At 43.4% G+C, this 23,633-nt stretch carries 23 protein-coding genes, 1 tRNA gene and 1 other annotated feature; of the genes, 8 read left to right on the forward strand and 16 right to left on the reverse strand.

Annotated features, from left to right (window positions below; genetic code table 11):
- Positions 1-4 precede the first annotated feature (4 nt).
- Entirely contained in the window at positions 5-1,444 is a 1,440-nt protein-coding gene (locus J2Z69_RS07110; RefSeq protein ID WP_209860669.1) for a TolB family protein, read from the reverse strand.
- Positions 1,445-1,663: 219 nt separating this feature from the next.
- On the opposite strand from J2Z69_RS07110, the gene J2Z69_RS07115 reads away from it, so the two are divergent.
- The 5 genes from J2Z69_RS07115 to J2Z69_RS07135 all read left to right on the forward strand — a co-directional run bounded on the left by J2Z69_RS07115 (position 1,664) and on the right by J2Z69_RS07135 (position 6,992).
- Positions 1,664-2,068 (forward strand): PilZ domain-containing protein, encoded by a 405-nt coding sequence (locus J2Z69_RS07115; RefSeq protein ID WP_209860670.1) that lies wholly within the window; start codon positions 1,664-1,666, stop codon positions 2,066-2,068.
- Between the two features lie 108 nt (positions 2,069-2,176).
- Positions 2,177-2,617, forward strand: a complete 441-nt coding sequence (locus J2Z69_RS07120) for a hypothetical protein (protein ID WP_209860672.1) — start codon at positions 2,177-2,179, stop codon at positions 2,615-2,617.
- Between the two features lie 104 nt (positions 2,618-2,721).
- On the forward strand, positions 2,722-3,456 hold the full coding sequence (locus J2Z69_RS07125) for a response regulator transcription factor (RefSeq protein ID WP_209860674.1): 735 nt from the start codon (positions 2,722-2,724) through the stop codon (positions 3,454-3,456).
- Positions 3,453-4,802: a sensor histidine kinase gene (locus J2Z69_RS07130; protein WP_209860676.1), complete on the forward strand. Its 1,350-nt coding sequence runs from the start codon at positions 3,453-3,455 to the stop codon at positions 4,800-4,802. The genes J2Z69_RS07125 and J2Z69_RS07130 overlap by 4 nt, the downstream gene beginning before the upstream one ends.
- A gap of 48 nt (positions 4,803-4,850) precedes the next feature.
- Positions 4,851-5,097: a binding site (T-box leader), on the forward strand.
- A 38-nt stretch (positions 5,098-5,135) separates the two neighbouring features.
- Positions 5,136-6,992, forward strand: a complete 1,857-nt coding sequence (locus tag J2Z69_RS07135) for an arginine--tRNA ligase (RefSeq protein ID WP_209860678.1) — start codon at positions 5,136-5,138, stop codon at positions 6,990-6,992.
- A gap of 77 nt (positions 6,993-7,069) precedes the next feature.
- Here J2Z69_RS07135 and J2Z69_RS07140 read toward each other — a convergent pair.
- A tRNA-Arg gene (locus tag J2Z69_RS07140) sits at positions 7,070-7,143 on the reverse strand.
- Positions 7,144-7,304: 161 nt separating this feature from the next.
- On the opposite strand from J2Z69_RS07140, the gene J2Z69_RS07145 reads away from it, so the two are divergent.
- A complete protein-coding gene (locus tag J2Z69_RS07145; RefSeq protein ID WP_209860680.1) occupies positions 7,305-7,616 on the forward strand; it encodes a magnetosome magnetite crystal formation protein family in 312 nt (103 codons plus the stop codon).
- Between the two features lie 102 nt (positions 7,617-7,718).
- Here J2Z69_RS07145 and J2Z69_RS07150 read toward each other — a convergent pair whose 3' ends face one another.
- Together J2Z69_RS07150 and J2Z69_RS07155 are read right to left on the reverse strand one after the other, a co-directional pair.
- A complete protein-coding gene (locus J2Z69_RS07150) occupies positions 7,719-8,075 on the reverse strand; it encodes a hypothetical protein (protein ID WP_209860682.1) in 357 nt (118 codons plus the stop codon).
- A gap of 6 nt (positions 8,076-8,081) precedes the next feature.
- Complete coding sequence (locus J2Z69_RS07155; RefSeq protein WP_209860684.1) at positions 8,082-8,405, reverse strand: hypothetical protein; 324 nt, start codon at positions 8,403-8,405, stop codon at positions 8,082-8,084.
- A 139-nt stretch (positions 8,406-8,544) separates the two neighbouring features.
- Here J2Z69_RS07155 and asnB point away from each other — a divergent pair, with 139 nt between their 5' ends.
- Positions 8,545-10,389 (forward strand): asparagine synthase (glutamine-hydrolyzing), encoded by a 1,845-nt coding sequence (gene asnB / locus J2Z69_RS07160; RefSeq protein ID WP_209860686.1) that lies wholly within the window; start codon positions 8,545-8,547, stop codon positions 10,387-10,389.
- Positions 10,390-10,461: 72 nt separating this feature from the next.
- Here asnB and J2Z69_RS07165 read toward each other — a convergent pair whose 3' ends face one another.
- The 3 genes from J2Z69_RS07165 to J2Z69_RS07175 all read right to left on the reverse strand — a co-directional run bounded on the left by J2Z69_RS07165 (position 10,462) and on the right by J2Z69_RS07175 (position 13,090).
- On the reverse strand, positions 10,462-11,100 hold the full coding sequence (locus J2Z69_RS07165; RefSeq protein ID WP_209860688.1) for an XTP/dITP diphosphatase: 639 nt from the start codon (positions 11,098-11,100) through the stop codon (positions 10,462-10,464).
- A complete protein-coding gene (gene rph / locus J2Z69_RS07170; RefSeq protein WP_209860689.1) occupies positions 11,097-11,858 on the reverse strand; it encodes a ribonuclease PH in 762 nt (253 codons plus the stop codon). The genes J2Z69_RS07165 and rph overlap by 4 nt, the downstream gene beginning before the upstream one ends.
- A 161-nt stretch (positions 11,859-12,019) precedes the next feature.
- Complete coding sequence (locus J2Z69_RS07175; protein ID WP_209860690.1) at positions 12,020-13,090, reverse strand: GerMN domain-containing protein; 1,071 nt, start codon at positions 13,088-13,090, stop codon at positions 12,020-12,022.
- A gap of 150 nt (positions 13,091-13,240) precedes the next feature.
- Here J2Z69_RS07175 and J2Z69_RS07180 point away from each other — a divergent pair, with 150 nt between their 5' ends.
- Positions 13,241-13,783, forward strand: coding sequence for a phosphatidylglycerophosphatase A family protein (locus J2Z69_RS07180; RefSeq protein ID WP_209860691.1), 543 nt, complete (start codon positions 13,241-13,243; stop codon positions 13,781-13,783).
- A 65-nt stretch (positions 13,784-13,848) separates the two neighbouring features.
- On the opposite strand, the gene J2Z69_RS07185 is transcribed toward J2Z69_RS07180, so the two are convergent.
- The 9 genes from J2Z69_RS07185 to fabG all read right to left on the reverse strand — a co-directional run bounded on the left by J2Z69_RS07185 (position 13,849) and on the right by fabG (position 23,626).
- Positions 13,849-15,429 carry a glycosyl hydrolase family 18 protein gene (locus J2Z69_RS07185; RefSeq protein WP_245339089.1) on the reverse strand — a complete coding sequence of 527 codons (1,581 nt, stop codon included), beginning with the start codon at positions 15,427-15,429 and terminating at the stop codon, positions 13,849-13,851.
- Between the two features lie 271 nt (positions 15,430-15,700).
- Positions 15,701-16,801, reverse strand: coding sequence for a phosphodiester glycosidase family protein (locus J2Z69_RS07190; protein ID WP_245339090.1), 1,101 nt, complete (start codon positions 16,799-16,801; stop codon positions 15,701-15,703).
- Positions 16,798-17,685 (reverse strand): 5'-3' exonuclease, encoded by an 888-nt coding sequence (locus J2Z69_RS07195; RefSeq protein WP_209861411.1) that lies wholly within the window; start codon positions 17,683-17,685, stop codon positions 16,798-16,800. The genes J2Z69_RS07190 and J2Z69_RS07195 overlap by 4 nt, the downstream gene beginning before the upstream one ends.
- Before the next feature lie 434 nt (positions 17,686-18,119).
- Complete coding sequence (locus tag J2Z69_RS07200; RefSeq protein WP_209860692.1) at positions 18,120-18,491, reverse strand: holo-ACP synthase; 372 nt, start codon at positions 18,489-18,491, stop codon at positions 18,120-18,122.
- Between the two features lie 3 nt (positions 18,492-18,494).
- Positions 18,495-20,933 carry a beta-ketoacyl-[acyl-carrier-protein] synthase family protein gene (locus tag J2Z69_RS07205; protein ID WP_209860693.1) on the reverse strand — a complete coding sequence of 813 codons (2,439 nt, stop codon included), beginning with the start codon at positions 20,931-20,933 and terminating at the stop codon, positions 18,495-18,497.
- Between the two features lie 11 nt (positions 20,934-20,944).
- Positions 20,945-22,036, reverse strand: coding sequence for an aminomethyltransferase family protein (locus J2Z69_RS07210; protein WP_209860695.1), 1,092 nt, complete (start codon positions 22,034-22,036; stop codon positions 20,945-20,947).
- A 33-nt stretch (positions 22,037-22,069) separates the two neighbouring features.
- Positions 22,070-22,558: a 3-hydroxyacyl-ACP dehydratase FabZ gene (fabZ, locus tag J2Z69_RS07215; protein ID WP_209860696.1), complete on the reverse strand. Its 489-nt coding sequence runs from the start codon at positions 22,556-22,558 to the stop codon at positions 22,070-22,072.
- Positions 22,559-22,561: 3 nt separating this feature from the next.
- Positions 22,562-22,855, reverse strand: coding sequence for a phosphopantetheine-binding protein (locus J2Z69_RS07220; protein WP_209860698.1), 294 nt, complete (start codon positions 22,853-22,855; stop codon positions 22,562-22,564).
- 30 nt (positions 22,856-22,885) lie between these two features.
- Complete coding sequence (gene fabG, locus J2Z69_RS07225; RefSeq protein WP_209861413.1) at positions 22,886-23,626, reverse strand: 3-oxoacyl-[acyl-carrier-protein] reductase; 741 nt, start codon at positions 23,624-23,626, stop codon at positions 22,886-22,888.
- Positions 23,627-23,633 lie beyond the last annotated feature (7 nt).

The raw sequence follows: 23,633 nt of genomic DNA on the forward strand, positions 1-23,633 counted from the left end.
ACCATTATTTTGTAAGTTCGATGCCTTTATTGCCTTGAACGATAACTACCTTGCCGCCTGAAATGAGAACCAACTTGCCGTCTTTAGAAACAGCGACTTCGCTTACATCATCCGCTGTGTTATAAAGCTCTGTTTTGGTACCAGTAGCACTAACTTCGAATACGCCCGTCTTACCATCCGCCTTGATTCCAGCCACAATCAGTTTGCCTTCACGAGTCACAACATCGAGGGTTACATCAATATCTTTAACGAGATCTGTCGTTTTGGTGCCATCTACAGAGATGTTCTTCAATGAACCAATTCCTGCTTTATCATCTGGATCTGCACTGACGTATACTAAGCTGCCATCGGAAAGGAAAGAAGGAAGCAGCTTGTTATCCGTAGTCTTGGTCAATTGTACAGGCTTAGCTCCTTTTGTAACGGTGTCTAAGCTATACACTTGAGCTCCGGCTCCAGTGTAATCGATAGTCAGAGAATCTTCTGTACTATCAGCATCATTTTTGGCAACGCCTGTAACGTTAACCAAGTAAGCAATTTTCTTGTCTGTTGCATCCACTTGTAAATCCGACTTATTTTCTACTTTATCTGCCAAGAGTTCGGTAATTTTGCCGTCCTCTACTGTTATGTAAGAAATTTTCTCTTGTTTGTCTCCTTGGATAAAGTAAATCTTTTTGCCGTCCGCCGACCAGATTAGATCAGTCTTTGTACTGCTGTCTGCCCCAACTTGCTTCGCAAGTCCATTGGCAAGGTCGTATACGAAAAGCTGACCACTTTCATTCGCAAATGCTCCCCATTTCCGATCCGGTGAAATCGCTGCTCCCGCTGCACTTTCATTGGAGGTAAGGATTTGGTTTGGTGTTCCAAGCGCTGCATTCAAAGCAAATACTTGTAGAGCATCGCCATCATTCTTGGTTACAATAACTTGACCTTGATCATTGAAAGATGGGGATGAAAAATCGCCTTCAAGCCTTTGTTGACTATAAATGCCTGTGCTTGTAAGTTCCGCTCCCAGTGCATTTATTGTGGCTTCCAGCTCGACATATACTACGCCATCCTGAACTTTAGGCGCTGTGGTGTAATCTTGAGATGCTCCATCCACTTGTAATGTTTTTACATTTGGGCGAATGCTCACGGTATGATAGCCATGGGAATCCGTCAACTGAATGTCACCTTTACCTAATTGAATACCTGCGCTCACAGCATCAGCTAGATCACGAACGGCATACAATTTTTCAGTTCCTACTTGAATAGTCTTCACAATACTATTCTGACCATCTACCTGAACATTTGAATTCAGGACTTTAAATTTGGCAGTAGTTTTGGCCGGGGCAACTGTCTGACTAGGTTTAACCGGTTTGGCGGCTGCTTGTGCAGACCCTGCTGCTGCAACCGTAGTTACTAGTGCTGAAGCCACCAGCATACTGAATACTTTACTATTTCTCATCGGCTATACCCATCTCCTCAAAAGCAAAGTGTTTATATTGTCATTTTCATATACTTTTGTTAATAGCGTTCGATAGATTTGTAATGGTTTGTAAAATGTTTAAAAATTCCATGATTTTTCGGGTCGTTAGGCCTGCGCCTTTTGGAATATATATATCTCTCTCGTCACAGATTGGATATAATCGGAAATATATCACTTATTGCGGAGGTAACTATAACTATGAACTTACATTCGGATACTTACTCGGCTATTAATCACAGAAAAGAACCTTTCCGTTACTCCTTGGAGTTACCTTTGCCTTGTGCAATCGAAATTAATGAAATTAATGGTAAGGCTATGAACACAAAACTTGCAGAAGCAGAACTCATTGATCTTAGCCGTGGTGGATGCAAAATACGTATTCCACTCGACCTTCACGCCTCTGCACATACCATTCGAGGGAAAATTCATCTTCAACTTAATGAAGAAAAATTAATTTTTAATACAGAGATTCGATGGCAGAATTCTCAGCAATCAGATCATTACCTTTACGGCCTTGCCTTATATCTAAATACGGAGGACCAAGAGAAGTTAAATGCAGAGTTAAGAACTATGGCCGGTTCCAATAAAATCAAAGTGAATTAAAAGGAATATGAACTAGATTTCCTTTCACATCCTTTTTCCACAATTCTCACATGAGCCTCTCATAGGCGCTTGATAAGATGAAATCAATCTTAAGAAGAGGTGATGATGATGTTGAATTGGAAAAAGAGTCTAGTATCCGTATTAACCGCAATGAGCTTGGTAGTTGGAGTAAGTAGCGCCTTTGCAAGTCCAGCACAACCCGCTGTAAAATCAACTCAAAAAACTGTAACAACGACTACGGCTAAACCCGCAATCGTGAGCAAAACAACGGTGAAAACTGTGAAGACTACAGCAAAACCTATTAAAACTACTGCAAAGCCAGTCACGAAGAAAACAGCTAAGTCAGTAAAAGTAGCCCATAAAGCGACAGTAAAGGCTACACATACAAAAACGGCTAAACCAGCCAAAAAACATCATAAATGTACACATCACAAAGCTAAACACAAGCATCACAAAAACACACATCACAAAGCTACCAAGAAACCAGTCGTTAAAGCGCCAGCTAAAACAACAACAAAAACAACAACAAAAACAACAACTAAAAAATAAGCTAACGCACAAACGGGAAGGCTGAGGCCTTCCCGTTTAAGCTTTAATTTGATAGATTAAGCTGACAAGCATCATTCATTCTCATGTTGAGGGAGGCAGCAGACATGACACATATTTTTGTAGTAGATGATGACCCTTCTATTCTGCGGCTGATTTCTGAATATTTGAGAAAGGAAAACTTCACCGTCTCTGAATTTCCTGATGGTTTGCAGTTAGTTAATCAAGTTAAAGCATGCAATCCAGATTTTTTGATTCTGGACATCATGATGCCACATATAAATGGCCTTACTTTATTAACTGAACTACGTACATTTACCGAGATGCCCATTATTATGGTATCGGCTCGGGGCGATGAGATGGACCGAATCATTGGTTTAGAACTGGGTTGTAACGATTTTCTATCCAAACCATTTAATCCAAGAGAGCTAGTAGGCAGAGTGAAATCCATGCTTCGCCTAGTGCGTAGAACCATCGAATCAGAGCCTGGCGAAACTACAATTCGACTTATTCAAGCGGGTAATCTGAACGTGAATGAGGAATTCCGAAGAGTATTTATACAGGATACGGGCAGCGAGGAGATTGGGGGATCTGCGCAAGTAGATATGGCCCTAACATCAAGGGAATATGACTTGCTGCTTTTTTTTTCCAAACACGTTGAACGCCCATTTACTCGAGAACAGTTAATTCAGCAGATATGGAATTATGACTATTTGGGGGATGTCCGGGTAGTCGATGATCTAGTCAAAAGAATTCGCAAAAAATTATCCGAACAACAATCCACGTTCCAAATTGATACAATATGGGGCTTCGGTTACAAATCTATGGTGAGACAGTCATGAGAACCTTACGCGGGCGTGTTTTGTTTTCATTAATCGCAGGAATGTTCATTACGGTTGCTATCACTGTGTTTCTTTTTGTTCGACTCATTCATAGCCTTACGATAGATCAAGCCAAATCGGAACTACACGGGCAGATTGGAAAAGCAATTGAAATTTTAAATGAAGATCTCCATGCTCTAGATCCAACCGATCTTAAACTGCATTTTAAAAATAGACTCTATAATGTGGACTATTTCATCATTAATTCAGATCAAGTCGTTGTCGCTGCTAGTCATCCCAGCAAGATGGGCTACCGCCTGCATGTGCCTCTTATAAAAGAAGATGGAATTATGCCGCTAGATAACAAAAAGATGCTTTATGCTACTAGAAAGTTAACTACAGATAACTTGCAGATCGTTGTGTATGCCCCTTTGTCCTCTTTAAGCGCAATTACGGGACAGCTGATGCTAACGACTATGGTCTCTATTTTAGCTAGCTTTCTAGTGGTTCTAGTAATCGGCCTCATGGCTGTGTGGAAAACAACAAAACCTTTAAAAGAACTCACCCAAGCTGTTAGTTCATATGAGCCTTACCGCCCGCAACATCCGCTTCCTAAAGGAGATCGAACAGAGATTGGAGAGTTAATTAATACGTTTCAAGACATGTCTTCTCGTATTCATAAGCAGCATCACTCACAAGTGGAATTTCTGCAAAATGTATCTCACGAACTGCGTACGCCTTTGATGTCCATCCAAGGGTATGCTCTAGCCATCAAAGATCAGGTCGTTACAGTCGACCAAGGCCTTGAGGTCATTCATAAGGAATCCAAACGAATGATTCTCATGGTAGAGAAACTTTTACAACTTTCTCGTCTGGAACATCCAGGGGAAAGTTGGCCTTATACGACTGAAGATATGCGAAATATGGCGGATCAAGCGGCTGCCCTGCTAGCCCCTGCAGCTTCAGAATATGATATTGGGCTTGAGGTCATTGGGGATGTGGTCGTTGCTAACATTCCAGCAGAACAATGTTTTCAAGTTCTTATCAATCTTATTCAAAATGCGATTCGTCATGCCCATTCAAGGGTACTTCTGCGAGTAGAAGAAGGTGAAGTCTTATCTTCAACAGAAGATCAACAATCCTTGAAGCTGTGGGCCATTCATATTGAAGATGATGGTCCCGGCGTCCCGCCTGAAGAAGCTCAAGCTATTTTTGAACGATTCTATAAAGGTCAGGATGGTGTAACCGGGCTTGGCCTTGCCATATGCGGCCAAATTGCTGAACGTATGGGGGCAACCTTAAGTTGCACGCGTTCTACCTTAGGCGGAGCAAGGTTCACTTTCATGATGAAGCTTCAAGATAAATAACCTATTGATTTTCATCTTAGTTTCGTTATAATGATACAAACCCTACAAAACAATTCCATGATTGGGAGAGTAAGGATGTATCTCTATGTCATCAGCGAGCCGGAAGTAGTGAGAGCCGGTACAGAGATTCATTTTGAAACGCACCCAGGAGAAGGTCTTCTGAACTAGCAGTCTCGAACTTTACGTTTGGAACTGTAACATAGGAAGATCCGGCCCAGACCGTTATCTGTTGAGTGGTTAGACAGCCCGTCTAACAACGAGAGTGGTACCACGAGCATAAGCCCTCGTCTCTTAAGAGACGAGGGCTTTTTTTATTTTAAGGAGGAGAAAAACATGCTAAGTCACATCATTACCACCCATTTAACAGAAGCTGTTCAACATTTGTATCAAGACCAGAACCTAAATGAAATTAAGGTCCCCGCTATACAACTGGAGCAACCTGCGCACATAGAGCATGGAGACTACTCAAGCAGTATTGCTCTACAACTGGCAAAATCCCTCCGCACTTCTCCTATGATTATCGCTGGGTGGATTAAAGAGCACATGGATCGTCAACAGCATGCATCCATTCTTAGCAAGGTCGAGGTAGTTGCACCTGGATTTATCAATTGTTTTGTAGATTGGAATCAATGGGTTCATATCGAATGGGAGTCCCCTCCTCTCTCAACTGCTAAGGTTGTAGTGGAACATACTTCAATTAACCCAAATAAATCGGCCCATATCGGCCACCTTCGCAATGCTTGTATCGGAGATACCCTCGTTCGCATGTTACGAAAGACAGGCCATACTGTAGAGGTACATAACTATATTGATGATCTTGGTAATCAACTTGCAGATACGTTAGTAGGAATGCTTCATGTCCCTCTTCAAGCAGAATATGATCGATTCGGAGATTATTGCTGGGATCTATATGGCAAGGTGAACAGACTATATGAAGCGGAGCCTGAATTCACTTCGCATCGGGTAAACGTCCTCCATGCTCTTGAAGAAGGGCATAGTAATCTGGCTTGGATGGGGGAATTGGTTGCAGAGCGCATGGCTCATGAACATATCGAAGAGATGAGACAGTTCGGCATTACTTATGACCTTTTGGTATGGGAGAGCCATATTGTGAGGGGAGGATTCTGGTCCTCAGCCTTTGAGTTATTACAGAAGACCCCTCTTTTTCAGCATATGCAGACGGGTAAACTTGCCGGGTGCTGGGTTCTCAGACAGGATGTGTTGGAAGATCAGACGGATGAGGATGAATATACGAAAGATAAAGTTCTGGTGCGCTCTAACGGCATTCTGACCTACACGGCTAAAGACATTGCCTATCATCTTTGGAAATTTGGGCTATTGCATAAAGACTTCGCTTATCGCCCTTTTGAGAATGCGCTATGGACGACACATGCCTCGGGAATAGCTCAAGCATTCGGACAAGCGGATCGCGTCATCAATGTAATTGACTATCGCCAGCACTATCCTCAGACTATGGTCAGACAAGCGCTAGAGCTACTCGGGTATACCGAACAGGCAGATCAACTTCAGCATGTAAGTTACGGAGTGGTCTCGCTTAGTCCTGCTTCGGCTGTGGCTCTAGGTATAGATATCTCTGAAGGAAAGTCTTCTTACGCAATGTCGGGACGCCAAGGGATCGGAGTGAAGATAACTGATCTTATCACCCTCATGGAAAAAGTCATTGAGAAAAACCGTTCCGATCGTACCGGCTTATCGAGTCGAGATATAGCAACAGCATCCATCCGATATTATGTATTGCGATTCAATTTGCAGACCGAAATCATATTCGACTTCAACCAAGCGACTGAAATTTCTGGAAACACCGGGGTGTATTTACTCTATGCCTACGCCCGGGCTTCCAGTGTTCTGCGTAAAGCTGAAGAACAGGGCTTCATTTCAGCTACGCCCCAGCAGATGCCTTCACTAGAAAAAGCAGAGTATGCTTTGCTTCGTCATATTAGCACTTGGCAGGATACTTTGTTGAAAGCTTGTGAAGAGTTAACGCCCCATACGTTATGTAGCTACGCAAATGAGTTGTCTGCCTTGTTCAGTAACTTCTATGCCCTCTGTCCTATTCTTAAGTCTGAGAGAGAACAATTACACCTGCGTCTATGGTTGACTGAGAAATTCAAAGATACTTTAGGTGAGGCACTTGAGATATTGGGACTACCAAAGCCAGTACGTATGTAATAACGCAAGTGAACATACTCTATTATTAAAGTAAAAATAAAAAAAGCCCTCCCCTAAGGGAGGACTTTCCTGAGTTACGTCCCAGGAGGGATTCGAACCCCCGACCGACGGCTTAGAAGGCCGTTGCTCTATCCAGCTGAGCTACTGGGACATAGTATGTAAGGCACCGTAAAAAAGGATGCGTTATTTATTATACCTTATCTCCTCAACTTGTCAAAGACTTTTTTAAAATTGTTGTCCTGCTTTTTTATGCTTATACTATCAGGGGACAAGGGTAATATATAACATAGTATCTAAAAAGGAGCGTCGTCCATGCGCCAAGTTCTCTCTTCATTATCCTACTTCAGTATTTTCTTTGCCCCATTCATTTTCCCCATTATTCTATGGATCATTGCGGGAGATGTTATCGTTCGAAAGCATGCAAGTAAAGCGTTAATGTCCCATCTATTTCCTTTTCTAGCAGCTATCCCGTTACTATACTTTGTATTTATTTCTTCCAATCATCCAGCATCTTTACTTATCTATATTCTAATCTTCGCCATCATTTACTTTGGATCTTTCGTATATAACATTGTTCAAGGAATCCGGGTACTTACGGAAGGGAACTGGAATCAAAGATATTAGAAAAAACAAACGGTTCCCTCTAATCGAATAGAGAGATCCGTTTTTTTAATGGTTAAACCTTTGAATATGTCTGCTATATCCAAGATCCATTCAAGCTAAGACCTAGTCTTTTGTCGGAAGAGATAGTTCCAATTGTGCAAATAATCCATGAGTACCTAGAAGACTATGTCGGAACTCTTCCCTCTGCAAGGCCGCATCTAATTCTCCTTCGTCCCCGAAGTTCTCTTCTGCTATTTCTTCATAGGCATTATGCAGATTGTTATTGTACCAATCCATCACAATATCCGATTCATTCTTGATCATACGAACTATTTCAAAGTCTGTACCTTCCGCATTGCGAGCTACATACACCAAAAGGGAGGGATCTTCATGTCCAAGCGTGGTCACTTCTACTTCTGCACAAGGCGTCCCATTATATTCTGTAGTTCGTGTTACATTGACATCTTTAATTGAATACATGTCTCTTCACTCCTTTGTATGCACTTCTTCGGTTAATGATGAATGATCCATCTGCGTTTTTGTCTCTAAAGTTCCTAAATCATAGATGCTTTGAAATACCGCCTTCATTCGCTTTGAATATCTAGCATTTACCCCTTCCTCCGGGGTATCTGGCCATGGATAGATAAAGTCGATAAATCCATCTTCCTCCGTCTCTCCAATCAGATTAAGCTGCCGCTTGAGCTGCTCTGCTTCTTCCGCTGTAGCTTCAATGGCCCATTCATAGGAGGCTGCACCTTCTTCCTCCAATACAGAACGTCCCTGAACGGAAACGTAATACGTTTTTTTCATGACCTTCCTCCTTTCCATGGCCCCGCCTTTGTAGTTTTCCATAAAGGACAGACATTTTATGCCTTTCTTCGGCATAATTTGTTAACACCGGCGGAATTGAACCGCATAGTCAATTACTATAGAGAAAGGATGAACTTACATGTGCGGCATAACCGGCTTTATTGAATGGAATCGTGATTTGACCCAAGATTCAGAATCGTTGATTACCATGACAGAAACCTTATCCAAGCGTGGCCCTGATGCACGAGGAACTTGGATTTCTGGACCGTGTGCTTTCGGACATCGCCGTCTTAGTGTTATGGACCCAGATCATGGATCACAACCTATGGTTATCCATGAGGAAGATTACGTATATACCATTGTTTACAATGGTGAATTATATAACGCACCTGAACTTCGAGATGAACTGAAACAGCGTGGACGCAAATTTAAAACTAGCTGTGACACCGAGGTTCTTTTGCAAGCCTATATCGAGTGGGGACCAGACAGCGTAGACAAATTCAACGGTATTTTTGCCTTTGCTATATGGGATAGTCAGCGTCAACATATCTTTTTTGCGCGGGATCGCTTAGGAGTAAAGCCGCTTTTTTACAGTGAGATTGGAGACACATTTATTTTTGGGTCTGAACCCAAAGCTATTCTGCAGCATCCCAAAGTTGAGCCTATTGTTGGTGCAGAGGGCATCGCTGAAGTGTTCATTATGGGACCTGCTCGTACACCCGGACATGGCGTCTATAGTCAGCTAAATGAACTTAGATCCGGCCGGGCCATGATCTATAGCAGAAGTGGGCTCACCACCTATACGTACTGGCAATTGGACAGTCATATTCACGAAGAGAATACGGAACAGACGGCCACCAAACTGCGCGAACTTCTTCAAGATACGGTTGAACGACAGCTCCTATCGGATGTGCCTCTCTGCACACTCCTCTCAGGAGGGCTGGATTCTAGTGCATTAACAGCACTCGCTGTTGACTATTACCAACGTACAGGACAAGGGAACATTCATACTTATTCTGTGGATTATGTAGATAATGAGAAGTATTTTAAGGCACACAGCTACCAGCCTGGTGCAGATGCTCCTTGGATTAAGCGAATGATTGAGGAGCTTGGGACAGAGCATCACTGGGTGCAGTTCGATACACCTGAACTTGTGGAAGCACTGAATGCCTCGACAGAGGCTAGGGATCTACCCGGCATGGTGGATGTAGATTCATCGCTGTATTTATTCAGTCGTGAGATCAAAAAAAATGCCACCGTCGCGCTCTCTGGTGAAGCTGCCGATGAGATTTTTGGCGGATATCCTTGGTTCCACCGCGATGAATTACTAAACTCCGGCACGTTTCCTTGGTCCGTCGCCACAGCACTTCGCACTGAATTGCTCTCGGATGAAGTACGGCAATGGATCAAACCTCAGCAGTATATCGAGGATCGTTATAGTCAAGCGGTGCAAGAGGTACCCAAGCTAAGTGGCGAGAAGGGCAAACAAGCTCAGATGAGAGTCATGTCTTATCTTAATATTACCCGCTTCATGCCTACTTTACTGGATCGAAAAGACCGGATGAGCATGGCCGCTGGATTAGAAGTTCGTGTACCTTTTTGTGATCACAGACTCGTACAATATGTATGGAATGTTCCTTGGGAAATCAAGATGACGGGGGATCGTGAAAAAGGGATCTTGCGCAAAGCGCTCGAAGGTGTGCTTCCTGAAGATGTACTCTACCGTAAAAAAAGCCCATATCCCAAAACACATAATCCTGCCTATCTCAATGTAGTAAGGCAGCAAGTCCTCGATATCCTGAACGATAATAATTCGCCTATCCTCCCTTTAATTAACAAAAATAAAATCCTTGAAATTGCCGCCTCCGAGGAAGCTTCGTCTAATCTACCTTGGTTCGGGCAACTTATGTCTGGGCCACAACTCTTCGCTTGGATTACGCAGGTCAATCACTGGCTTAAAGCTTATAATGTTGTAATTCGTTAATAGAGTCTTTAAAAATGACAAAAGGACGGCTCTCCAAGGGAGGCCGTCCTTTCATGATTAGATATACGTATTTTAGCTAGAAGGGTGGATCCCTAACTTCTGTTGTAAAAGCCGAAGTGCCTCACCACGGTGACTGATGGCTTGCTTTTCCTGCATCGTTAGCTGCGCCATAGTCTTATCGTACTTGGATAGATAAAATAGCGGATCATATCCAAATCCGCCTTGACCGACAGGTTCCGATACGATCATGCCTTCTACTGTGCCCTCCGCTTCCGTAAATTCTCCTGTAGCGGGATCATATAGCGCCAAGTGACATACGAATCTCGCTGGACTTAGCAGGGGTTGTTCCGTATCTTCACCAAGGGAAAGCTCGGCTAGATCATGAAGCAGCTTCTCATTGTTCTCGGCGTCACTTGCATGTTCACCTGCATAACGGGCGGAATAGACTCCCGGTCTACCTTCTAGTTGATCTACACATAATCCAGAATCATCTGCAAGCACTCGTAGTCCAAGAACATCGCCTACAGTCTTTGCTTTTTTGCGTGCATTTTCAGCAAAAGTCAGACCATCTTCAATGACTTCAGGAATATCAGGATAATCCGCCATGCTTTTGACGATGGTATCCTGCGAAGATAAAGCATGAACGAACTCTTTAACCTTACCTGAATTTCCAGTAGCAACTATAAGAACCTGCTTAGTTTGATTAGTCATACGCCTTGACCAGACTGTCCTGAACCAATTTTGAGAGCAATCGGTCCCAGAATCTCTTGCTGCTGCGCGATCATTTCATGAATACCCTGCTGAGCTAGCTCAAGAAGACCATTTAGCTCATCCCGTGAGAACGGGCTCTCTTCGCCTGTTCCTTGAACTTCCACAAACTTGCCTTCTCCAGTCATGACCACATTCATATCTACTTTGGCCTTGGAATCTTCTTCATAGTTCAGATCTAGCAAAAGTTCTTCGCCTACTACGCCTACACTAACCGAAGCCAAATAATCAGTGATAGGAAACACGGAAAGATTATGTTTTTGAGAAAGTTTATTCACCGCAATGGCTAACGCTACAAATGCACCTGTAATGGAAGTCGTTCTCGTTCCGCCATCAGCCTGTATGACATCACAGTCTATAATGACAGTTCTTTCTCCTAATGCTTGCAAATTAATAACAGAACGAAGAGCACGTCCAATCAAACGTTGAATTTCCATCGTACGTCCGGTAAGCTTACCCCGTGCCGACTCCCGTTGATTTCTTGTATGTGTCGCTCGTGGCAACATCGAGTATTCAGCAGTGACCCATCCTTTGCCCTGCCCTTTCATGAATGGAGGGACTTTCTCTTCTACGGTAGCCGTACAAAGGACTTTGGTATCTCCAACTTCAATATACACGGATCCTTCCGCATATTTATTAATATCTACAGTCAATTTCATAGGCCTACGCTGATTGCCAAGGCGCTCATTCTGTCTAATCATGGGTATCCTCCTACGTATCTTCCAGTCTAATACTTCCCCTATTCTACCAAAGTGATTCCATAAAAGCATCTTGGGGTAAAGCTCACTCCTTATCTAAACACAGAAAAAGAGGCCTAGATGGGCCTCAGAAATCAAATCTGACCTTATGTTTAGTGAGCCTCTCAGATAGGAATGTCATTTAATGCTAAGGGGCGAGATACGGGCTCGCTATAATTTTTGTCGTCATCACCCAGCACTTCCTTGCTTCCGTTCACCCAAATTTTCACTTTCGATGCACTCGCATTGTTTTCGGTAACAGTGAGTACAAGAGATTGTAAGAGCTGAGACGGAATTTTCTGATCTTTGGTGAACATATCATCCGTTAGAGACACCGTAACGACACCATCTTTAGCTGCATTCACAGAATCTATAGCGGTATTAGATGTTAGCACTTGCTCCAGTCCATCGCCCAGTGTCGGTCCTTGAATAAGCTGATTGAGGGCTGACTTGACCACATCTTCTCCAGAAGGCACAAGCCTAGTAACCGGTACAAAATAGGGAATACCTGAAGGCGTGGCCGCAGAAAAATATACAGTGACTGGGCTTGTCTGCGAGACACTTGCCCCTGGTGTAAGTTCAAGATTAATCCCTACGGTACGGTTCAACGGCTGACTCAGAGGAGTATGTGCAACTGGCATTTCGCTAAGCTGCTGTCCATCCACCCATAACTGAACATTTTGAACATCTTTGCTGCCTGTTAACGTCCAAGTGACGGCTTCCAGCACTTTACGTTCGTCCTCTGCTTTATAATTGTTGAATTCCTTATTGAATTCCACAATAGCTACTTTATTTTTAAGTGTGACATTAGTAACCTGAGTTCCTTTTGGTAATATACCTTTGAATCCATCCGGTAAAGCGGAAGCGTAACTTCCGTCCTGCACTAAGGACTCCAATAAGCGGTTTAATTTCCCTTCTTTGCTGCCATCGGGCAAGTGCAACGATACGGGTGCTAGCAATCCCTGTCCATTCTCGAGATAAACCGTAGTCGGATCTGACTTTTTATCCGCGTTCTTCCCCGTACTCGTCTGATTCACAACGGACGAAGCTTGCAGCATTTGGGATTCAATATCTGAAGGGGGTGGATCAATTTGTGCAGCACGTTCAGATCCTAGCAGACTACATCCCGATAATAATAATGGCACTGCCAGTAACCCAGCAGCTGCAGATAGATGGACTTTGGATAATGATTTCATAGGTTTAGGTTCCTCCCTAACAATTTTCTATAGTTTGTATTAGTATGTATACGAGCCCTCTGTTAGAAAAATAACTACTATTTATAACAATTGGACACACTGCACATTACATGTGGGATCTGAATATTTTAGAAGCCAGAGGTGATCGTTATGGAACAACCCAAACTACCCTATAGCTTAAATAGCAAAAAGGTAGCCGATGCTACGCGGGCTTGGCTTCACAAGCGGGGCGTCAACTTAAATGAAATTGCGGAACTCGTCATGATGCTTCAGCAAAAGTATTATCCAAATCTAACCATGGAAGAATGCTTGGACAATGTAGAAAAGGTACTGCTCAAGAGAGAGGTACAAAACGCAGTACTCACTGGAATCCAGTTAGATATTTTGGCAGAACAGGGCCTGCTTATTCCTGAACTTCAAGATATGATTGAAAATGATGAAGGTCTTTATGGAGTGGATGAAATTCTGGCATTCTCGATCGTTAACGTATACGGCAGTATCGGATTTACGAATTATGGCTATGTAGACAAATTAAAACCGGGTATTCTCGAACGCTTGAATGATAAAAGCTTAGGTCCCATCCATACCTTTCTAGATGACATCGTAGGAGCTATCGCTGCCTCCGCCAGCAGTCGAATTGCTCACCGCAAGCAAGCTGAACGTGAAGTTCAGAATGGTGAACCCAGCGTATAAAAAAAGAAGAGGATTCCCTCCGCCATCCTGTGGCAAAGGGAACCCTCTTTCTTTTTGAAACACTCTTAAGGTTGTTGAACCGCCGTATAAATAGCGTTCAGAAGCTGCCCGCCTGTATTTTGGCCGTATTCCCAGAACATAATTCCTGCCAACCCTTGAGCTTTTAGATATTTTACTTTCTCCGTGAGGGATTGCTCATCATCATAACTTAGGAAGCTTGTGCCATTTGTTAAATAAGGAGCTTTAGCAACATCATCCCATTGACGTGTCCAGCCATTTTTATTAATATAACTAGCTAACAATTCATCATACGTGTACTCCGCTGTACCATGGGAGTAGAATGCGCCACCAATGACAATCTTGCTTGGAGATACGCCATTCGCTTTATACAATTTCACGGCATTGTCTACACTGTAGCTGGAGTTCAAAGAAGACGTGTATAAGTTCGTATGATGCGTATTGTTGCCCACTTGCATGTCGTAAGTCATGATATTGATGTAATCAAAGTATTGTTGCACGGAAGCGAGATCGATGCCTTCGATTCCGTATTGGGAAGCGCCTGTAGCCGCAGTAATTTGATATTTGTTATTACTTCTTCCATCTGCTGCACTTCCCGCATCTAGAACTTCACGAAGTTTCTTGAGGAATAGTGTGTAATTTGCTTTATCACTTGTAGTCGGGTATTCCCAGTCAATATCAATCCCATCTAGTTTGTTCGCGCGGATGTAACTTAGAGCTGAATTCGCAAAAGCTGTACGGTTAGCATCGGAAGAAGCAATACCTGAGAACCCTGCCGAGTTGCCCCAACCACCAACGGAAATCAGAACTTTCAGATTCGGATTTTTCTGCTTCAAGGAGACGAGTTGAGCAAGCTTACCTGTATCCCCACCGCTTACTGCATTGTTCGCTGCGTTCGCAAAAGCATAGTACACATGAGTCAACTTTGTAGCAGGAACGGTATTAATGTCAGGAAAACTCCAATCTGCTACATAAGCGCCAATGACTTTAGAAGGGGTAGTTCCAGGATTTGGCGTAGTGCTTGCAGACGTCGTAACTGAGAGAACATTACTAGCTGCAGACAGATTGCCCGCGGCATCTTTAGCCTTTACAGAGAAGGAATAAGCCGTGCTTGCTGTAAGGCCTGCTACTGTTGCTGTAGTACCTGTGACCGTAGAGCTCAGTGTGGAACCATTGTATACGTTATATCCTGTTACACCTACGTTATCTGTGGAAGCTGACCAAGCTAACGTAACACTTGTAGCTGTCTTTGCTGTGGAAGTCAGACTTGCTGGTGCTGTAGGTGCTGTTGTATCTCCTGTAGGCGGCGTTGTAGTAGTGCCACAATCGGAGATATATTTCCATGCGCCCCACGCAGCAGATTGTTGTGGATTCTCGTTCGTTGTCCACCATTTTGCCTCGTATACTTTTCCATTTTGGGAGACGCGATTCCCTGCTGTGTAAGTTTTGCTCGCATCCCAAGCGGCATCGGTACATGCGGCTACGGCCTGAATGCTGACTGCTGCCGATACATGTCCTGCCTGAACTCCAAATGAAGCGATTAACGAAATGACTAAAGATGTTGCCATAAATAGGGAGAGAAATCCCCGTTTAACCTGACCTTTCATTACCTGTGTACTACTCTTCATTAAATTACCTCCTCTTTAATTTGAACAACTTATGGGTTTTCCCCATATTCACTCGCGTAGTCCGTGCTGAGACCACCTCCTTTTAACAATTAAAGTGAATAGCACCTTAATTATCTAGGAAAGCGCTCTATTTAATAAGGGAGAGTATTTTATTAACAGGGATAACTTTTTCTAAAGTCAGGAAGGTGCTGAAAAGGAACATACAAGAAAACACAAAAAATCCTCTCTGGAATGAGAGGATTTCACTTATGCATACCATTTCGAATTTGTGTTAGTTCACATTAGAACCAAACACAAGCACATTACTGAGCGAACGACCGGGTTGGGTTAGCACCTTACCATTTGCATACAGCGCTGAAGAAGCCCCGCCGTCTAAGTTCATCGCCTGTTTCGCTCCGAGAGCTTTCATAATGGCTGCCCATTGTTGCATGGTTGCCCCGTTTACTGTCGCTAATATTAGAGAACCATCGGGCATAATCGCAATTCCGCTACGAGCTGCACTGCTTGTTAGAATTTTAGGATCGTTGAAGCCTTCAGCCTTCGCATTCAGTTCTACTTGTCCATCTCGAACGAGACGGGGACCAGCTCCAACAGCTGTAACTACGTGTTCCCATGGGAGGGAATTCCCTTGATCATCTTTGTAGACTAGGCTCTCTTCCACCGTAGATCCTTTAACAAATCGGTCAGCACTCTTTTTTTCTGAACCTGTGAATACAAGAACATAGCCATTACTTGGGATCGCTACATTCGTGTTGGTCCCTTTATCGATAACAACCCCTTTTGCAATCGTTACCGCTATACCGCCAGTGAAGCCTACTCGACTTCCTCGGTCTGGCGTGTATTTGATAATGGTATTGGCCCCATCTGATGGAGTTCTGTTCAAGAATACTGCGTACCATCCCAGTGATTGACCTTGAGGGGTGGTTACTGTTCCAGTCAATGAGCTCCGAAGTGAAGCCATTATGGCTGTACCATCTGGGAGGAATCCAATCGATGTTCCATATCCACCAAAATGAGCGAGACGTCCTTTTACAATCAACGTACCATAAGGGTCAGCCGGACCCCCATAAGCATTAAAAAATGCTCCATTAATGGCTGCGGTAGCACGGTAGTTTTTCACAATCGACGTAAATGCTTCAGTCTGTCCCACTTGTCTCTTAGCTAGTCCAAGCGTAACCGGAGTTCCTTTGGGGATAGATACCGTCTGTACTTGAAAAGCTCTTCCACCTGCTTGAACCCTTACGCTTGCTGATGTTATGGCACCCTTAGCTTCAGCAGGCTCTAATCTGATACCTATCACTATTAGAATAGTTACAATTATAAGTGCAATAGCTTTACTTATAAGACGACTTGCCTCTTGTCTTCCACTCAACCTGCCGCCACTCCCAACCATGCGCATATACTCTTCATTTCTAACTCTTCAAATTTGGAGATGACCAATTGATGATCAAATTCTAATCTGCAATGATCCATGGAACATACCAGCTCCACGTCACACCGAATGGTAGCGAGTTCTCTAGAGAGATGGAGCATCTCTAGATCTTGTTCAATCTTTGTACGTACTCCTTTAGATAAAAGCTCCAAATTGCGGAGGACACCTTCTATGTCGTGATATTCCTGAATAAGCTTCACAGCGGTCTTCTCCCCGATGCCGCGAACGCCTGGATAATTATCACTTGGATCGCCCATAAGTCCCTTAACATCAATAATTTGCCTAGGGGTCAATTGTCTTTCTTCCATTAGACTTTCTGGAGTATAGACCATGTAATTTCCATGGCCCTTTTTCATAATTAGAATACTTGTACAATCGTTCACTAGCTGGAGCATATCATGATCTCCGGTTAACACCAGCACATCCATGTCCGAACAATATGCCGAAGCTAACGTCCCAATGCAGTCATCGGCTTCAAAACCTTCCGCACTGATGTTAGGGATGCCTAGACTATCCATCACTTCACGAATCACTGAGAATTGCGGGATCAGTTCATCCGGCGCTTCGGAACGGTTCCCTTTATAAGATGGGTACTGCTCTTTGCGAAATGTTTTGCTACTCAAATCCCAACAACAGGCCACATGAGAAGGTTCGAATTTCTCCACAGCATCCCAAAAATAACGCATAAATCCGTATATTGCATTCGTCGGAAGACCTGCCTTGGTTCTGCGGATATATCCACTGGCAGCCGAAGCATAATATGCCCGGAACATTAAGGCCATCCCATCTACTAACAATAACCGTTCTCTTTCTGTACTCAAAATCTGTTCTCTCCTTCTTCAAGTCCAATCTATGACTCATCTTTTAGTTGTTTTATTCATGTCTGCAAATAGTATATCATAACCCTGCTAGCATTTATGAATGACCAATGACTGACCAAAGTAGAGTCTCTTCAGCATGTTATATCCCCTAATTATATATGAATCCTCGATCAACTACACAGACAAATCAAGGAAGACATTCTCCATAATAAGGGGACAAGCACACAATAAAAGAGAGAAAATCATAGAGTTACAAATTTAAAAATATTAGTGACAGCTTAATAAAAATCAGATCATAGCTCCTATAAAACTGCTGAAGAAAGATGAACTATTAGAAAACATTCGAGAAAGTATACTTCGAAAGAGGTCAAAAAAAACCAACCCACAACTACGGCTGGTCTTTTTGGAATAGAACACTGCTGTTCAGCACACCCATCTTAGTTTGTAATAAAAAAGTAAGCTGCACCGAAGTTTCGCGTGTGAGATAGACTAATAACTCCCCGGGCATAGGGGCAACCTTCAATATAAACCTGCGGCTGTCCACTTTGTTCCGATCTAATTTCGATGTGATGGGGAGTCAAGCTAGTATGATTCTGGTGGATGGCAATCTTTGCGGCAAGTCTAGCCGAGACACGCTCAATGAGCCTTCCTTTACTACGAATCTCCTGAATTTCTTGGGGAGTGAACCAATCCGATAGGACACTATTATTCAAGATCACTTCCAGCCGTTCATTCTCTAAAATAACAAGTGTATAGTTGTCCGAGCACTCCAGTTGATAGAGAGTATGATGGATTAACTTATCGAACATGGATTAGGACCTGTACTTGCCTATGACAAGGCTTGTATAAGTCCCCCCATAAGCAGAGGAATTGATCATGAAGGTCTCCGCTCTCTGCAAGCGCTCTGCGTGACCCGCAAGCCGAATAGAAGCAATGGGATTATCGTTAGCAATGGCTGGAATGACATGCTCCTTGAGTGCGAAGACAGCCGCCGCCGTATGAACAGGTGTTAGACCGCCAACCGCATATCCGTTCAATCCAGCTAAAGACGTGACGGGTACTTGATCTTTAAATATTCTGCGAACGGCATTAGCTTCTACCATGTCAATGTGCTTGGAGCCACGAGCATCCGTAAATATAGCATCAATCTGTTCCTTAGTCTTTCCGCTATCTTGAAGTGCTAATTCAATGGAACGGGCATAGTCTTTTCCACTTGATTGATTCCCAGCAATTCGGTAAGCATCGGAAGCGATTCCATATCCGAATACTTCTCCGTACACTTCGGCGCCTCTTCGTATCGCATGTTCTTCCGATTCTAGCAGTATCGCCGTACTTCCCCCGGACAAAGCGAATCCTCTTCCTTCACGATCAAACGGGACAGGAATGGTATCCGATAACACACCTAGTCGATCGTAACCTGCATGCAACGTTTCATTATATTCGTCTGAAGCAATAACAAGTGCAGCATCGACGATGCCATCCTTGATCATCTGATGTGCATAAATAATGGCTTGACTCCCTGACACGCCGCCCGAACAAATTGTAGTCGAAGGACCCTTAATTTGAAATGCAAGACAAATATGTCCTGCGGCAGCATTCATGACGGTATTTGGGAAAAGACTAGGATTTACTTTGTCGGCACCTTGTAATACGATGGAACGATTTACCGCTTCAACCGTCTCAATCGGACCTGAACTTGTCCCAAAAATAATAGCGATGCGTTCGCAATTATCCCTATTAACTTTAAGCTTTGCATCGTCCAGAGTCATCTTGGCACTGGCCATCGAATACTTGCTAAGCATATCCAGTCTTCGGACAACGGATGGATTGATATATTTAAGATACTGTTCATTATCCAACAAGGCTCCTACACGTGAATGGTAGACTTCATTCTGGAATGGGATATCTTGAATAGCACTCTTTCCATTCACTATTGCTGAGAAAAACGATTCCTTTCCAATACCGAGCGGTTGAACGATTCCCAATCCTGTTATCACCGTTCGATGGTGTGCTACATTTTGAGGCTCTGTAGATCTAGGGGAATGATCATAATTTTGAAAGAGAAGAGATACATTGTTACCACCAAAAGCAAAAGAATTAGATAAAACGGTATTAACCTGTTGCTTGCGGCTAGTATTCGGAACGAAGTCCAGTCCATACGGATTATGACTCTCATCAAAATTGACAGTTGGCGGAAGTGTATTATGCATCATGGACATCACACAGGTGATGGCTTCAATAGCTCCCGCCGCCCCTAACGTATGTCCTATCATAGATTTCGTACTGCTCACAGGAATGGGTTTCTTAGAATCACGGAACATATTTTTCAGTGCTGAAGTCTCCGCCGAGTCGTTGGCTCGCGTTCCCGTGCCATGACCGTTGACATAATCGATTTCATCTAAATTCAGCGAAGCTTGAGCCACCGCTGTATGCATCGATTTAAATGCACCAGCGCCGCCTGGATTCGGAGCTGTGGGATGGTAAGCATCACTGCTTAGTCCACATCCTCCCACCAAGCCAAGAATAGTCGCACCTCTGCGCTCAGCTAGATCTAATCGCTCCAAAATCAGCATCCCTGCACCTTCGGCAATGGTAATGCCTTTACTTTGACAATAAGGCGAACACGGATCACTTGAGAGCGCCTTTAAGCTATTGAACCCTGATAGCGACAGCATAGATAAGGGGTCGGTACCTCCAACAATGACCAAGTCCGCCTTCCCTGCATTAATTAGTGTTGCACCATAACCTATAGCTCCACTACTGGCCGAGCAAGCTGTAGATATAGTTATTTTGGGACCCTTCAAACGAAATCGGATACTCAAAAAATCAGCAGAGGTATGAAGCGGGTAAGCTAACAATAGCGATTCATCAGTCTGAATGTAGCCATCATGTAGCCACTGGCTATGAAATACCTCTCCGTTAGGAATGCCCCCCAGTGAAGTGCCAATTACAACACCTTTTCGATCATCACTATATTGATCCACTGGCAGGGAAGCATTTTCGAATGCTTCCCATGCTGCCGCGAAGGCAAGCTGGGAGCAGCGTTCCGTTTCGTGCAATTCTTGTTCGCTCATATACTCGCTTGGATCGAAGTTCCTGACCTCACCCACAAAGCGAGTCGACAATTTGCTAGCATCAAATCGGGTCATTTCTTTCAAGCCGCTTCTTCCTAGACGGATGGATTCCCAGAAAGCCTCCCTACCATTGCCTACAGCGCTAAGAACTCCTATCCCTGTAATCGCTACTCCCATAATGCTACCTCCTATGCCATCCGAATCGATAAGCTTTTTGCATAGATCATAGGACTTGAGACCGATTCGATAAGTTCCTGGTTGTCGAGAGCATAGGTGATGCCCGATGCAGCATATTTCACATCTATATAGGAGACTCCTATTTTGCATTTTAGCCCGGGTGAGTACAAGACATGTTGAATATGGCCTATGGTTTCTCCATCTACGACAATGGACTGGTTAGGGGAAATCTCATTAGCAGTAGACTTAAAACAGACTAATTTACGCTGTAAGCCATTTTCCAACACCTCAAGATTTGATCCTTTACCAACAAACTCTTTCCTTAGATCCATCAGCCAATTCACACCCGCCTCAACAGGCAAATAACCCGTTGCTTCGCTAGATAAATCAGGAAATCTTACTTCAAGCCTGCAAACTTCCAACGCCTCAATACCAATCGGTTGAATCCGATTCTCTCCAAGCTTAATATCGGTGGTAATATAACTCCACAATTCTTCAACTGCTTCGCTGGGCCCAAAAATTTTATATCCATACTCAGCCGTATAACCCAGCCTTGCAGCGAATAGCTCATATTCTTGAAACTCGAAAAGGGCAAAGTTCTTATAAGGCAACACTTCAATAGGAAACGACACAAGTTGCTGCATAATTTCCCATGAACGCGGACCTTCGAGCAAGATCATCTGAAGCTTGTCCGATACGTCTTCTAAAGTAACATCTTCTCTCTTATTCTTCTCAAGAATATCGAGTACTTCTTCCGAATATTGAGGCCAAATTTCAATTAAATAGTACTCGTGCATTACATAGATAATAATTTCACCCGCTATCGTTCCATTCTCATGAAGAAGTAGACAAGTTAGTGTCTGCTCTTCAGATAAAAACTCAAGATCACGAGTTACTAGTTGTTGCAGAAATTGTAATGCCCCTGTTCCTGACACACTTACTCTGGTCGTAAAAGATAAATCTAGTAGAGCAACCTCATTACGAATAGCGTGATACTCATCTTCTAATGTAGTCAGTACAGATGGCACTTCAGTATTACCGATTCGTTTTGAGGAGACCTGTCCGTTCAGACAGGCTTGATACCGTTCAATTGTTGTCGCCATAAATAAAGCCCCCCATGTATATAAATTAATAAGTTATACCTTCTCAGACACGTTAATTATGCCTTCTACAACGTTTTTTCCGTCCACATCTGCGAATACTTGGACCTGACTCATCGGTCCAAACTTGCCGACGATAGTAGCCCGCATGATGAGTTGATCGCCAGGAATTACCTTAGCCTTGAACTTCATATTTTTGAATCCTAGCAAATAACCTACCTGATCCGAAAACGGAATATCATGGGTGGCGTAATCATCCGCCTTTTCCATACTTTCGGCAATATAGATGAGGGCTATCAACTGAGCCATAGCCTCAGCAATTAGCACGCCTGGCATAACTAACTCCTCTGGGAAATGTCCTTGGAAGAAAGGTTCATTGATTGTTACATTTTTCAGCGCCGTACCTGAAACCCCAGGTTCTAATTTAGTTACTCGATCAACTAGTAAAAAGGGATAACGATGAGGAAGCATTTTCTTAATTTGATCAGCATAAATCGGCATATTTAGTTTGGTTGAAGTGTTCATAATTCACCTCTGGGATTCAATAAAATCAGCTATTTTATTCACTGAACCCAATACTTCCATATTGTCATCTGTTAACATACAATCAAATCTATCTTGCAATCCGATTGTGATCTCAAGTGTATCAATGGAATCGAGTTCTAGCCCCCGACCGAACAATGGCTGATCATCGGCAATCCATTCTGGCTGAATGCCTAGTGATAACTGTTCAATAATCATTTCTTTGACCTCTCGGCACAGCTGTTGTCTTGCTCCTACTTGGTCCAATAAATTTTCTTTTGAGTTCGTAAATGTACTCATATACATCGCTCCTTTTCGTTGAATACGTATTCAAATAGCTAATCCCCCGTCGACTACAAGACATTGCCCTGTAATGTATGAGGCATGGGTAGAAGCTAGGAATAAGACGGAACTGGCCACTTCCTGCGCTTCGCCAACACGCTGCAAGGGAATATGTCTCAAGTATTCCTGCAATTGATTCTGGGGCATATTTAAGGTCATACCTGTCTCGATAAAACCAGGTGCAACAGCATTTACGCGGATTCCGTGAGAAGCAAGCTCCTTGGAAGCCGTTTTGGTCATAGCAATGATTCCACCCTTGGAAGCCGCGTAATTAATCTGACCTGTCTGACCCGTAATCCCACTAGTTGAGGAAATATTAACTATGGAACCGGATTTGAATTTGCTCATCATCTTTGCCGCTTCCCGCATGCATAAAAAACAGCCTTTCAAATTAATATCGATGACCTCGTCCCAATTTTTGTCCCCCATCATCATCATCCAGCCATCTCTTGTAATTCCAGCATTATTCACAAGGATATCTAATCGGCCCCAGCGCTTCTTAATTTCTTGGAACATTTGCTTAATTTCTTCAGCATTAGATACATCTGCTTTGATGGCTATACCCCTTCCTTCAAAAGAAAGAAGCATGTTCGCTAACTCTTCGGAAGATCGCCCTTCTTTGGAGTAATTGCATATAACAATAGCTCCGCTCTCTAGGAAACTTCGTGCGATGGCCCTACCGATTCCTCTACTTGAACCTGTTACAAGCACAACCTGATCGTTAAACAGAAGCCTC

It is taken from the genome of Paenibacillus shirakamiensis (assembly GCF_017874255.1).
In the GTDB taxonomy this organism is placed as follows: domain Bacteria; phylum Bacillota; class Bacilli; order Paenibacillales; family Paenibacillaceae; genus Fontibacillus; species Fontibacillus shirakamiensis.

Coding starts and splice junctions, on each gene's coding strand:
- J2Z69_RS07110 (WP_209860669.1), bottom strand. CDS start 1,444: ATGAGAAATAGTAAAGTATTCAGTATGCTGGTGGCTTCAGCACTAGTA.
- J2Z69_RS07115 (WP_209860670.1), top strand. CDS start 1,664: ATGAACTTACATTCGGATACTTACTCGGCTATTAATCACAGAAAAGAA.
- J2Z69_RS07120 (WP_209860672.1), top strand. CDS start 2,177: ATGTTGAATTGGAAAAAGAGTCTAGTATCCGTATTAACCGCAATGAGC.
- J2Z69_RS07125 (WP_209860674.1), top strand. CDS start 2,722: ATGACACATATTTTTGTAGTAGATGATGACCCTTCTATTCTGCGGCTG.
- J2Z69_RS07130 (WP_209860676.1), top strand. CDS start 3,453: ATGAGAACCTTACGCGGGCGTGTTTTGTTTTCATTAATCGCAGGAATG.
- J2Z69_RS07135 (WP_209860678.1), top strand. CDS start 5,136: ATGCTAAGTCACATCATTACCACCCATTTAACAGAAGCTGTTCAACAT.
- J2Z69_RS07145 (WP_209860680.1), top strand. CDS start 7,305: ATGCGCCAAGTTCTCTCTTCATTATCCTACTTCAGTATTTTCTTTGCC.
- J2Z69_RS07150 (WP_209860682.1), bottom strand. CDS start 8,075: ATGTATTCAATTAAAGATGTCAATGTAACACGAACTACAGAATATAAT.
- J2Z69_RS07155 (WP_209860684.1), bottom strand. CDS start 8,405: ATGAAAAAAACGTATTACGTTTCCGTTCAGGGACGTTCTGTATTGGAG.
- asnB (WP_209860686.1), top strand. CDS start 8,545: ATGTGCGGCATAACCGGCTTTATTGAATGGAATCGTGATTTGACCCAA.
- J2Z69_RS07165 (WP_209860688.1), bottom strand. CDS start 11,100: ATGACTAATCAAACTAAGCAGGTTCTTATAGTTGCTACTGGAAATTCA.
- rph (WP_209860689.1), bottom strand. CDS start 11,858: ATGATTAGACAGAATGAGCGCCTTGGCAATCAGCGTAGGCCTATGAAA.
- J2Z69_RS07175 (WP_209860690.1), bottom strand. CDS start 13,090: ATGAAATCATTATCCAAAGTCCATCTATCTGCAGCTGCTGGGTTACTG.
- J2Z69_RS07180 (WP_209860691.1), top strand. CDS start 13,241: ATGGAACAACCCAAACTACCCTATAGCTTAAATAGCAAAAAGGTAGCC.
- J2Z69_RS07185 (WP_245339089.1), bottom strand. CDS start 15,429: ATGAAGAGTAGTACACAGGTAATGAAAGGTCAGGTTAAACGGGGATTT.
- J2Z69_RS07200 (WP_209860692.1), bottom strand. CDS start 18,491: ATGTTCGATAAGTTAATCCATCATACTCTCTATCAACTGGAGTGCTCG.
- J2Z69_RS07205 (WP_209860693.1), bottom strand. CDS start 20,933: ATGGGAGTAGCGATTACAGGGATAGGAGTTCTTAGCGCTGTAGGCAAT.
- J2Z69_RS07210 (WP_209860695.1), bottom strand. CDS start 22,036: ATGGCGACAACAATTGAACGGTATCAAGCCTGTCTGAACGGACAGGTC.
- fabZ (WP_209860696.1), bottom strand. CDS start 22,558: ATGAACACTTCAACCAAACTAAATATGCCGATTTATGCTGATCAAATT.
- J2Z69_RS07220 (WP_209860698.1), bottom strand. CDS start 22,855: ATGAGTACATTTACGAACTCAAAAGAAAATTTATTGGACCAAGTAGGA.